This is a genomic window from Streptomyces sp. NPDC020996 (assembly GCF_040641355.1).
GTDB lineage: Bacteria > Actinomycetota > Actinomycetes > Streptomycetales > Streptomycetaceae > Streptomyces.
Genome location: NZ_JBFADM010000034.1, coordinates 1 through 9,612, shown reverse-complemented (window position 1 = coordinate 9,612; position 9,612 = coordinate 1). Strand labels below are relative to the sequence as shown.

Here is a 9,612-nt window from a genome sequence, read left to right as displayed (position 1 = left end):
CGGCCGGCTGGACCGGGCGCGGCAGGCGCTCGGGGCCGGCCCGGCCCCGCGGACCGCGTGGGCACGCGGCGAGCCGGCGGCGCCGGGACCGCGGGCGCGCGCCGCCCGGTCCCATGGGCGGGGTGGTGGTCTCCGGTAGTTCGCCGCGCCGGCGCCCGGCACGGCGGCCGCTGCGGGGGCTGCCCCGCCCCCGGCGTGGCGGCGGGTGAGGGTGCGCGGGGAGACGCCCGCGTGCCGGGCCGGGGCGGTGAGGGTGAGCGGCTTGCCGAGGTCGCGCGTGGCCCAGCCGCGGGGGCCGCGCGAGCGGTGCCCGCCCGGGCGGCAGCGGGGTGTGGGTGGACCGGGTCTGCCCCCGGGGCGTACCGGCGCCATGCGGGCCGGCCGCGCGGCCTCCCGGCGACCGCGACGCCGTGGTCGCCGGGAGGCGGCTGAGCCCGGGGGCCGGTGCGGCGTTGCCGGCGGTGACCGGGACGCTCAGCTTCCGTCTCGCAGGTCGCGCGGCCAGTTGGGCCGGAACTCGATGTGGTCGTAGGTCACCACGCAGCCCTCCCCCATCGGCGACTGCGCCAGGAAGCCGACCAGGGCCGCGCCCGTCTCCTTCTCGCCGCCCAGCGTGAACAGCCGGACGAAGGTCCAGCGTTCGCCGTCGCGGGAGGCGTGGAAGGCGAGCGCGCGGCCGGTGCGGCTCACCCGGAGCCACACCGAACTGCCGTGCACGGTGAAGGAGTTCGCGTCGTCGGAGTGGCCGCGGGTGACCACCGTGCACACCGTGGGCACGTCCGGGGAGTACTCCAGGCAGAGCTTGGCCCAGGCCCGTTCGCCGACGTGGACGTAGAGCGCTCCCGCGTCGAAGGCGCCGGCGAAGCCGACCGTGACCCGCGCGATCAGCTGGAAGTCGCCCTCCGGCGCCCCGAGCAGCCGGGGCGCGTCGGAGGCGGGGTCCAGCGCCTCGCCGGTGGGCGGTACGAACCGGTCCTGCCGGGCGCCGGCCCAGCCGGTGAGGATCCCGTCCTCGTAGGACCAGTGGCCGTCGGGGCCGTAGGTGCGCAGCGGGAAGGGCAGGGGCGGCAGTTCGACGTCCATCCGGCGAGTGTGCCAGGCGGGTGACGGCGCGGGCCCGGCGGGGGTGCTCAGTGCTCGAGGCGGCCGTTGAAGCGGCGGGGCAGGCCCAGCGGGTTGTCGTCCCGCAGCTCCGGCGGCAGCAGCGCCTCGGGAGCGCCCTGGTAGGCCACCGGCCGCATCCACCGCTCGATGGCCGTGCCGCCCACGGACGTCGACGTGGAGGTCGTCGCCGGGTAGGGGCCGCCGTGGTGCTGGGCCGGGGCGACCGCGACTCCGGTCGGCCATCCGTTGACCAGCACCCGGCCCGCGATCGGCGTCAGCTCCGCCAGGATCTCCGCGCCGCGTCCCTCGCCCGCGGCCTCCTCCGCGGACAGGTGGACGGTGGCGGTGAGGTTGCCGGGCAGCCGCGACAGCACCTCGCGCACGTCGGCCTCGTCCTCGTAGCGGGCCACCACGGTGACCGGTCCGAAGCACTCCTCCAGGAGCACGTCGTAGGCGCCCTCCTCGGCCAGCTTGTCCGCCGACACCACCAGGAAGCCCGCGCTCACGGTGTGCTCGCCGCCCGCGCCGGGCGTCACCGGGGACTCCACCTCGGGCAGCGCGCTGCGCTCGGCGATGCCGGCGAGGAAGTTGTCCCGCATCCGGTGGTCGAGGAGGACGCCGGCGTCGGTGTCGCTCACGGCGTCGGTGAGCGACTTCAGGAAACGGTCGCCCGCCGCGCCGGACGGCGCCAGCACCAGGCCCGGCTTGACGCAGAACTGCCCGACGCCGAGCGTCATCGACCCGGCGAGGCCCGCGCCGATGGCCTCCGCCCGCTCGGCCGCGGCGGCCTCGGTGACGACGACCGGGTTCAGCGAGCCCAGCTCGCCGTGGAACGGGATCGGCACCGGCCGCGCCGCCGCCGCGTCGAACAGCGCCCGGCCGCCCCGGACGGAGCCGGTGAAGCCCGCGGCGGCCACCAGCGGGTGCTTGACCAGCTCGACGCCCGCCTCGAAGCCGTGCACCAGGCCGAGCACCCCGTCCGGGATGCCGTGCGCGGCGGCCGCCCGGCGCAGCACCTTGGCGACCAGCTCGGACAGGGCGGGGTGGTCGGGGTGGGCCTTGACGACGACCGGGCAGCCGGCCGCGAGGGCGCTCGCGGTGTCGCCGCCGGCGACGGAGAAGGCGAAGGGGAAGTTGGACGCGGAGTAGACCGCGACGACGCCGAGCGGCACCTTGTAGCGGCGCAGGTCGGGGATCGGCGGGGTGGCGGTGTCGTCGGGGTGGTTGATGATCACGTCGAGGAAGGCGCCCTCGTCGACGATGTCCGCGAAGGCCCGCAGCTGGTAGCAGGTGCGGGCGAGTTCGCCGGTGAGCCGGACCGGGCCGAGCGCGCTCTCCGCGTCGGCGGTCTCCACCAGCCCGTCCTTGGCCGCCTCCAGCTGCTCGGCGGCGGTGCGCAGGAAGGCGGAGCGCACGGCTCGGTCGGCGAGGGCCCCGCGGGCGGCGTGCGCGGCGCGGACGGCGGCGTCCACCTCCTGGGCTGTGGCCTCCACCGCAACCTGCTCGCGCTGCTTCCCGGTACGGGGGTCGACACTCCAGACTGGTGCTGCTGCCACCGCGGTCCCTCCACGTATCTCCTGCGCCGTATCGCCGCAGTTTCTGGGTCATCCACCAGGGTGTTCGATATGCTGAACGGTGTCTCTGATGATGAATAGCTGTTGGAGACTATAGCTTCACAGTTCCGTCCGACGAAGGGGTAGAGGGCGATGGCGGCAGGCGAGACAGGCGGCGGATCGCAGGTCAAGTCCGCGGTGCGGACCGTTGAATTGCTCGAGTACTTCGCCGGCCGCCCCGGCATGCACTCCCTCGCCTCGGTCCAGGAGGCCGTCGGCTACCCCAAGTCCAGCCTGTACATGCTGCTGCGCACGCTCGTGGAGCTGGGCTGGGTGGAGACGGACGCGACGGGCACGCGGTACGGGATCGGGGTGCGGGCGCTGCTCGTCGGCACGTCGTACATCGACGGCGACGAGGTGGTCGCGGTGGCCCGGCCGACGCTGGACCGGCTGTCGGACGACACCACGGAGACCATCCACCTCGCCCGCCTGGACGGCACCAACGTCGTCTACCTCGCCACCCGCCAGTCGCAGCACTACCTGCGCCCCTTCACCCGGGTCGGCCGCCGGCTGCCCGCCCACTCCACCTCCCTCGGCAAGGCGCTGCTGAGCACGTACACCGACGAGCAGGTCCGCAAGCTGCTCCCGGAGACGCTGCCCGCCCTCACCGAGAACACCATCACGGACCGCGAGCAGCTCATCGAGGAGCTGCACCAGGTCCGCGAGCAGGGCTTCGCGGTGGACCGCGAGGAGAACACGCTGGGGCTGCGCTGCTTCGGCGTGGCGATCCCGTACCGCACGCCGGCCCGGGACGCGATCAGCTGCTCGGTGCCGGTGGCGCGGCTGACCCCCGCGCACGAGCAGATGGTGAAGGACGCGCTGTTCGACGCGCGCGACCGGCTGACCCTGGCGACCCGGAGGCTTTGAGGGATGGACGTCGTACTGCGCGAGGTGCACGACAGCGACCTGCCGGTGTTCTTCCGGCAGATGAACGATCCGGAGGCGCTGCGCATGGCGGCCTTCACCGCGGAGGACCCCGCCGACCGGGCCGCGTTCGACGACCGGTGGGAACGGATCCGGGCCTCGGACGCCGTCACGCGGACCGTCCTGGCCGACGGTGACGTGGTGGGCAGCGCGGCGGTGTACGGGGAGCCGGGCGAGCGCGAGGTGACGTACTGGGTGGACCGGGCCTACTGGGGGCGGGGCGTGGCCACGGCAGCGCTGCGCGCACTGCTGGCCGAGGTGCCCGAGCGCCCGCTGTACGCCCGCGCGGCGGCGGACAACACCGGCTCGCGGCGGGTGCTGGAGAAGTGCGGCTTTCGCGAGACGGCCCGGGCGACCGGGTACGCGCCGGCCCGCGGCGAGGCGATCGACGAGGTCGTGCTGACCCTGCCGGGGTGAGCACCGCCCGGCCCGCGCCGGCCCCGGCGTTCACGGACGCCGGGGCGGCGGACGTCACTTCACGCCGAGGATCTGCTCCACCGGATCGATCGCGAAGTACACCAGGAACAGCGCCGAGACGCCCCACAGCAGCGGGTGCACCTCCCTGGCCTTGCCGAGGACCGACTTGATGACGACGTAGGCGAGGAAGCCCGCTCCGATGCCGTCGGTGATCGAGTACGTGAACGGCATCGCGGCGATGGTGAGGAACGCCGGGATGGCGATCTCGTACCTGTCCCACTCGATGTGCTTGACGTGGGTCATCATCAGGAAGCCCACCGCGATCAGGGCGGGCGCCGCCGCTTGGAGCGGGACGATGGTCAGCAGCGGGGTGAGGAACAGCGCCAGCCCGAACAGGCCGCCGGTGACCAGGTTGGCGAGCCCGGTGCGCGCGCCCTCGCCGACCCCGGCCGCCGACTCGATGTAGGCGGTGTTGGAGGAGGCCGAGCCCATGCCGCCGGCGACCGCGGCGGCGCCGTCGATGAACAGCACGCGGCCGATCCCGGGCACCTGGCCCCGGTCGTCGAGGAGTCCGGCCTCGGCGCTGATGCCGACGATGGTGCCCATGGCGTCGAAGAAGTCCGACAGGACCAGGGTGAAGACCAGCAGCACGGCGGTGAGGACGCCGGCCTGCGCGAAGCCGCCGAACAGGCTGAAGTGGCCGACGAGTCCGAAGTCGGGGGCGGCGACGATGTCGTCCGGGACCTTGGGCGTGGTCAGGCCCCAGCTCTTGATGTCGGCGACGGCGTCGATGACGATCGCGACGACCGTCATGGTGACGATGCTGATCAGGATCGCGCCCTTCACCTTGCGGGCGAGCAGCGCGACGGTGAGCAGCACGCCGAGGCAGAACACCAGCACCGGCCAGCCGGTGAGCCGGCCGACCGCGCCCAGCTGCACCGGCACGGTGGTGTTCGCGGCGTCCGGGATGCGGCTGACGAACCCGGCGTCGACGAAGCCGATGAAGGCGATGAACAGGCCGATGCCGACGCCGATGGCCTGCTTGAGCTGCTGCGGGATGGCGTTCATGATGGCCTCGCGCAGGCCGGTGAGCACCAGCACGCAGATCAGCACGCCCTCCAGGACCACCAGGCCCATCGCGTCGTCCCAGCTCATCAGCGGGGCCAGCTGGAAGGCGACGACGGCGTTGAGGCCGAGCCCGGCGGCGATGGCGAGCGGGAGGTTGCCGCCGACGCCCATGATCACCGTCATCACACAGGCCACCAGGGCGGTGGCGGTGACGAGTTGGCCGGTGTCGAGCGAGTGGCCGAACTTGTCCTTGGCGCTGCCCAGGATGATGGGATTCAGGACAAGGATGTAGGCCATGGTGAAGAACGTGGCGAAGCCGCCGCGTATCTCCCGGCCGAAGGTGGACCCCCGTTCGGAGATCTTGAAGAACCGGTCCAGCCCGTTCGCCGGGGGTGGCGCGGCGTCGGACCGGTCGGCCGCCTTCTGTGTCTCGGACATGCGGGTGCTCCCTGCCTGCTGGTGATCGATGCGGATGCTGGCTGGATTGTTCCCGCGGTGAGGCGGTTTCAGGTTTTCACCGTGTTACGGAATCAGCCGGTCCGTCAGACTCTGTTCGAAGGCGCGTACGAGCGCCATGATCCGTCGCTGCTACGCTTCCGGATCTCACCGGGCCTTCCCCGGATCCACACACGTCTTTCGCAGGACACGCGCAGAGAGGTCGCCCGTGGGCACTGTCGTCGACGACGCAGCCTCGGTGGAGTTCCACGCCTTCTTCGAACGGCACTACGCCGAACTCGCCCGTCTCGCACATCTGCTGACCGGCGAGGCGGACGCCGCCGACGACCTGGCGGCGGACGCGCTGCTCGCGCTGTGGCACCGCTGGGACCGGGTCCGCGAGGCCGACCACCCGGTGGCCTACGCCCGCGGGGTGGTCGCCAACCTGGCGCGCACCCGCATCCGCAGCGCCGTCCGCGAACGCCGGCGGATCTCCCTGTTCTGGTCGCAGCGCGAGGAGAAGACGGAGAACCCCGACGTGGCGGGCGTGGTCGACGTGCAGGAGGCCCTGCGCAGGCTGCCGTTCCGCAAACGGGCGTGCGTGGTGCTGCGGCACGCGTTCGACCTGTCGGAGAAGGACACCGCTCTCGCCCTGGGAGTGTCCGTGGGTACCGTGAAGAGCCAGACGTCCAAGGGCATGGCCGAACTGCAGAAGCTGCTCGGCTCCCGGGGCGATCCACAGAAGGTGCACGCGGCGATGGTGCGCGGCGGCGAGAGCGGAGGAAGGACCCGATGAGGCAGCAGGACGTGCACCAGGAGCTGCGCGCCCGGCTGCACGAGGCGGCCGAGGCGCACCAGCCGGACCGGGCCCGCATCCTGGCCCGCGTCGAGCGGGGCATGAGCGAGCACGGCCGCACCGGCCACCGGGCGGTCCGGCCGCCGGTGTGGAGCTGGGCGCGCGTGGTGGGCGCCACCGCCGCGGTCGCGGGCATGCTCGCGGTCGGCGGCTACGCGGTGGCGTCCGCCGTGAAGGACGACACGCCCGCGCCGCCGCAGTCGGTCGCCGTCTCGCCGACCCCGACCCCGTCGCCCGACGCGACGAGCCGCGCGCCGCTGCCGCCCGTGGACCCGACGCCGAGCGGGGCGCCGCCGTCCCGCCCGCCGAGCGCGTCCCCCTCCGGCAGGCCCTCCGCGTCCGCCTCCGCGCTGCCGTCCGCCGACGCCGAGTCGGACGGCCCGCTGTGGTCCGACGGCTCGGTGGACCCGCACAGCAACGACTTCTGGGCGCAGAGCGATGTCACCCTGAAGACCACCCGGGAACTGACCGCGCTCACCGTGCAGTTGAAGGTCGCGCAGACCGGCGGGGTGTCCTCGGCGGGCGCCTGGCGGTCCCTGCCGGAGCAGGACTTCACCCTCACCGTCGACGAGCGGGGCGGCTTCCTCGTCTACACCTGGGTGCTCAAGGAGGGCCGTACGGTCCCCAAGGGCGAGTGGGTGTTCGCCGGGCAGTACGACCACGCGCGCGGCGGCCGGGACGCCAAGGACGACCGGTACACGATCCGGGGCACGGCCGACGGCCGGCAGCGCACGGTGGGCGGCGGCTTCGCGGCCCACACGGACGGCGCGGGCGACTCGTAGAAAAATCTTCCCGACGCGGCAACCCTTTCCGCGTGGGCGGCGACCAGGAAGCGCAAGGTCCCCCTCTCACGCAAGGATTGGCATGACTGCACGAGCAGAACAGCGCGTCCGCCACCGCCGCCGGGTCACCAGGCGGCGGGCCGTGATCAGCGGTGCCGCCGCGTTCGGCATCACGGGCGCGGCGATCGTCACCACGACGCTGCTGTCCTCCGCCGGCGCCGCGACCGCCTGGCCGACGGCCACCGGCAGCAAGGCCGTGTCCTCGACGATCGAGGTGTCGGGCACGTACGACGGCGCGCTGAAGAAGTTCTACGGTTCCGGTGCTCTCGGCACCTCCGGCCAGGACGAGGACCAGGGACCGATCTTCGAGCTCGCCGACGGCGCCACGCTGAAGAACGTCATCATCGGCACCCCGGCCGCGGACGGCGTCCACTGCCTGGGCAGCTGCACGCTGCAGAACGTGTGGTGGCTGGACGTCGGCGAGGACGCGGCCTCCTTCAAGGGCAAGTCGTCGTCGGCCGTCTACAAGGTGACCGGCGGCGGCGCGAAGAACGCCGACGACAAGGTGCTGCAGTTCAACGGCGCGGGCAAGCTGACCGTGACCGGCTTCCAGGTGGAGAACTTCGGCAAGCTGGTGCGTTCCTGCGGCAACTGCAAGACGCAGTACAAGCGGACCGTCGTGCTGAGCGACATCGACGTCACCGCGCCCGGCAAGGCGATCGTCGGCGTCAACTCCAACTACGGCGACACCGCCACGCTGTCGAAGATCCGCGTCCACGGCGACAGCAAGAAGAAGATCAAGACCTGCGTCCGCTTCAAGGGCAACAACACCGGCAAGGAGCCGACCGAGCTCGGCACCGGCGCGGACGGGACGACGTGCAAGTTCTCGTCGTCCGACATCACATACGACTGATCGGGGACAACCACACGCCCGTTTCGGACGTCTCTTCCAGTGTGGTGCCGCATGGACCTGCCGGCCTGAGCCCCCCTCGGCCGGCGGAAGGAACGCCCCGCCGGTGACGACCGGCGGGGCGTTCGCCTGTCGGCGCCCGGCCGCGGGCGGTCAGTCCATGGTCGCGCCGATCGTGGCGGACCCGGTCGTCAGGAAGGCGGTCGCCGGCAGCGACCCGTCCGATGCCCGGGCGCCGTAGGCGGTCGTCGCGTCCGTCGACCTGAACGGCGGGGTGGCCACCCCGCTGTCCCAGTTGTTCGCCGCGGACGCCGTCGACGGGCCCAGCTTCGCCGGGCCGCCCTTGTCGCCCACCGCCAGGTTCCGGGCGAGCCGCGCCTTGCCCGTGGCGAACCAGAAGCCGGCCCCGGCGTTGGCGTAGGCGGTGTTGCGGTTCAGCGCGATCGCGCCGGTGTTGGAGTTCTCGGTGAAGCCGTTGCCGGTGTTGTCCCAGGCTGCGTCGTCGTTGACGACGTGCGCGACCGCGACGCCCCCGCCGCCCAGCTTGAAACCGTTGCCGTTGCCCTCGAAGGCGGGGTCGTTCCAGCGGTTCCTGCCGTTGCCGAAGGCCCAGGAGTGCTCGATGGTGACCGGCGAGGAGAACTGCCAGAGGTCGAGCCCGTCGTCGGAGTTGCCGGACAGGCGGGCGCCGGTGATCCTGTTGCCGGTGCCCGAGCCGAACTTGACGGCGATCCCGTCGGCGTTCCGGCCGTGGCCGGCGGCGTCGTAGTTGCCGTGACTGTCCAGGTTCCGCACGAGGTTGTCCACCGTGCCGTCCCCGCGCAGCGTGAACCCGGAGTCGCCGTTGTCCGCGGTGACGAGGTCGTCGAAGATCCCGCCGGTGGAGGAGGTGACGACGAAGCCCTGGGCCGGGGAGTTCTGGAAGGTGAGGTTCCGCACGGTCCAGTAGCTGCCGTGGACGGCGGCGAGCCAGGACCCGTCGGGCAGCCTGGAGCCGTCGATCTTCACCTTCTCGCCGCCGTACGCCTTCAGCGTGATCCGGTTCGACGGGGTGCCGCCGGCCGTGGACTTGAGGGTGGCCGTCGGGTAGTACGTGCCGGCGCGCACCTGGATGACGGTGCCGGCGGCCGCGTTCCTGACCGCCGACTCCAGCTGGGCGGTGGTGGACACGGTGACCGTCCTGGTGGCGGCCTGGGCGCCGCCGCCCGACAGGCCGAGGTGGACGCCGCCGGCTCCCGCGGCGAGGGCCACCGTCGCCGCGATCGAGAGGGTGCGCGTCCTGCGGTGGCGTCCGGTGCTGTGACGCACTGGGCGCTCCTTTCCTTGGGGGAGGTTACGCGTCCCAGTCGCCGCCGTGGCCGCGGGAGGTTGCCGGGGCCGTCCGTGGACGTACGGCGGGGCCGGTCCGCACCGGTCTCGGCGTGAACTCCGTCGTCGCGCTCCAGCTCGCCCCGCGGATGTCGTGGCCGGACGCGATGGGCATGGTCGTGCTGGCGGGCTTCG

General features: G+C 72.9%; 9 protein-coding genes. 5 read left to right on the top strand and 4 right to left on the bottom strand.

What is annotated here, in order from left to right; genetic code table 11:
- Window positions 1-474: 474 nt before the first annotated feature.
- Together AB0G63_RS22560 and AB0G63_RS22555 are read right to left on the bottom strand one after the other, a co-directional pair.
- Window positions 475-1,083 carry a DUF1349 domain-containing protein gene (locus AB0G63_RS22560; protein ID WP_360753017.1) on the bottom strand — a complete coding sequence of 203 codons (609 nt, stop codon included), beginning with the start codon at window positions 1,081-1,083 and terminating at the stop codon, window positions 475-477.
- A gap of 47 nt (window positions 1,084-1,130) precedes the next feature.
- Window positions 1,131-2,660 carry an aldehyde dehydrogenase (NADP(+)) gene (locus AB0G63_RS22555; protein ID WP_360753015.1) on the bottom strand — a complete coding sequence of 510 codons (1,530 nt, stop codon included), beginning with the start codon at window positions 2,658-2,660 and terminating at the stop codon, window positions 1,131-1,133.
- 150 nt (window positions 2,661-2,810) lie between these two features.
- Here AB0G63_RS22555 and AB0G63_RS22550 point away from each other — a divergent pair, with 150 nt between their 5' ends.
- On the top strand, window positions 2,811-3,584 hold the full coding sequence (locus AB0G63_RS22550; RefSeq protein ID WP_360753013.1) for an IclR family transcriptional regulator: 774 nt from the start codon (window positions 2,811-2,813) through the stop codon (window positions 3,582-3,584).
- Between the two features lie 3 nt (window positions 3,585-3,587).
- The gene (locus AB0G63_RS22545) at window positions 3,588-4,058 is read left to right on the top strand and encodes a GNAT family N-acetyltransferase (RefSeq protein ID WP_360753010.1); all 471 of its coding nucleotides are present in this window, start codon (window positions 3,588-3,590) and stop codon (window positions 4,056-4,058) included.
- A 54-nt stretch (window positions 4,059-4,112) separates the two neighbouring features.
- Here AB0G63_RS22545 and AB0G63_RS22540 read toward each other — a convergent pair whose 3' ends face one another.
- Window positions 4,113-5,564: an NCS2 family permease gene (locus AB0G63_RS22540; RefSeq protein WP_360753007.1), complete on the bottom strand. Its 1,452-nt coding sequence runs from the start codon at window positions 5,562-5,564 to the stop codon at window positions 4,113-4,115.
- A 226-nt stretch (window positions 5,565-5,790) separates the two neighbouring features.
- On the opposite strand from AB0G63_RS22540, the gene AB0G63_RS22535 reads away from it, so the two are divergent.
- From AB0G63_RS22535 to AB0G63_RS22525, 3 genes are all read left to right on the top strand, one after another.
- A complete protein-coding gene (locus tag AB0G63_RS22535) occupies window positions 5,791-6,357 on the top strand; it encodes a SigE family RNA polymerase sigma factor (RefSeq protein WP_360753005.1) in 567 nt (188 codons plus the stop codon).
- Window positions 6,354-7,199, top strand: coding sequence for a hypothetical protein (locus AB0G63_RS22530; RefSeq protein WP_360753003.1), 846 nt, complete (start codon window positions 6,354-6,356; stop codon window positions 7,197-7,199). Before AB0G63_RS22535 ends, AB0G63_RS22530 begins: the two co-directional genes overlap by 4 nt.
- A gap of 82 nt (window positions 7,200-7,281) precedes the next feature.
- The gene (locus tag AB0G63_RS22525; RefSeq protein ID WP_360753000.1) at window positions 7,282-8,112 is read left to right on the top strand and encodes a pectate lyase; all 831 of its coding nucleotides are present in this window, start codon (window positions 7,282-7,284) and stop codon (window positions 8,110-8,112) included.
- 150 nt (window positions 8,113-8,262) lie between these two features.
- On the opposite strand, the gene AB0G63_RS22520 is transcribed toward AB0G63_RS22525, so the two are convergent.
- On the bottom strand, window positions 8,263-9,417 hold the full coding sequence (locus tag AB0G63_RS22520; RefSeq protein ID WP_360752998.1) for a right-handed parallel beta-helix repeat-containing protein: 1,155 nt from the start codon (window positions 9,415-9,417) through the stop codon (window positions 8,263-8,265).
- Window positions 9,418-9,612 lie beyond the last annotated feature (195 nt).

Excerpts from the sequence above, each read along its gene's own strand:
- AB0G63_RS22560 (WP_360753017.1), bottom strand. The coding sequence starts at position 1,083 with ATGGACGTCGAACTGCCGCCCCTGCCCTTCCCGCTGCGCACCTACGGC.
- AB0G63_RS22550 (WP_360753013.1), top strand. The coding sequence starts at position 2,811 with ATGGCGGCAGGCGAGACAGGCGGCGGATCGCAGGTCAAGTCCGCGGTG.
- AB0G63_RS22545 (WP_360753010.1), top strand. The coding sequence starts at position 3,588 with ATGGACGTCGTACTGCGCGAGGTGCACGACAGCGACCTGCCGGTGTTC.
- AB0G63_RS22540 (WP_360753007.1), bottom strand. The coding sequence starts at position 5,564 with ATGTCCGAGACACAGAAGGCGGCCGACCGGTCCGACGCCGCGCCACCC.
- AB0G63_RS22530 (WP_360753003.1), top strand. The coding sequence starts at position 6,354 with ATGAGGCAGCAGGACGTGCACCAGGAGCTGCGCGCCCGGCTGCACGAG.
- AB0G63_RS22525 (WP_360753000.1), top strand. The coding sequence starts at position 7,282 with ATGACTGCACGAGCAGAACAGCGCGTCCGCCACCGCCGCCGGGTCACC.